The 794-nt window shown below is 55.7% G+C and carries 2 protein-coding genes; both read right to left on the reverse strand.

The features are described 5' to 3' along the window. A partial coding sequence (locus tag DC3_RS28835; protein WP_146892303.1) for a hypothetical protein occupies positions 1-540 on the reverse strand: 540 nt, incomplete at its 3' end. A 21-nt stretch (positions 541-561) separates the two neighbouring features. Next, the coding region (locus tag DC3_RS29490) for a hypothetical protein (RefSeq protein ID WP_222594858.1) at positions 562-794 on the reverse strand (233 nt) is incomplete at its 5' end.

The following is a 794-nucleotide window of genomic DNA, read 5'->3' on the forward strand; positions in this document are numbered from 1 at the left end:
TTTCTGGCAGTACAGCACAACGTCACTGGTATCAAAACTGATGAGCTGAAACATGAATTCTCCAGCAGTGTTTGGGGTCTGCAGGATGGTGGTGACCTGCACGTTCTTCACGCTGGTGAACCCTGCAGGGAGCGCCAGTGTGTAACTGCCCTCTGCGTTCACGAACGCTGCCTGGTCCACCCAGGCTTCCATTTCTCCATTGCTTCTCTTCACATACCGGATTCCTCCACTGTCATAGATGGGTCCTCCAGGCTCTCCAGGGGTGGCGCTGATGCCTCCCAGAGCATCAGCAATGGCATCGGTCATCTGGCCCAGGTTCACGGCATGCCCTTCTGCTGTGGCGTTGGGAATGGTCAGGTGACCTGAAAGGGTGAAGTTTCCAGAGGTCTTCACTGCTGTGGTGTTGAGGGCCACGGTGTTGTTCAACACGCGTTGAATGGCGGCCTCGATGTCCGCGATGGATTTGGTCTGGTTTCCCAGCGGGAAGTTTGGGATGGTGACGCTGAAACTGTTGGTTCCTGTGAGGGTCTTGTAAGCCATGTTTTTTCCTTTCTGGACGTGCTAGAATTGAATGAAAGACCCATCCCAGGGTTCACCATCGTCCCAGGTCAGGCCGTCATCCCAGATGTCGCCTGAGAGCATGTAAAACACGTCTCTGAGCTTGGCGTGGGCGGGTTTCACTTGATTGATCAGGGCTCGGATGCGTTGCTGCTCGTTGGCGGTCATCTCTGCATCCCAGTTGGTGCCGTCATTCCAGGTCAGACCGTCATCCCAGGCGGAGGTCGTGAACCGGG

The organism is Deinococcus cellulosilyticus NBRC 106333 = KACC 11606 (assembly GCF_007990775.1).
Classification (GTDB): Bacteria; Deinococcota; Deinococci; order Deinococcales; family Deinococcaceae; genus Deinococcus_C; species Deinococcus_C cellulosilyticus.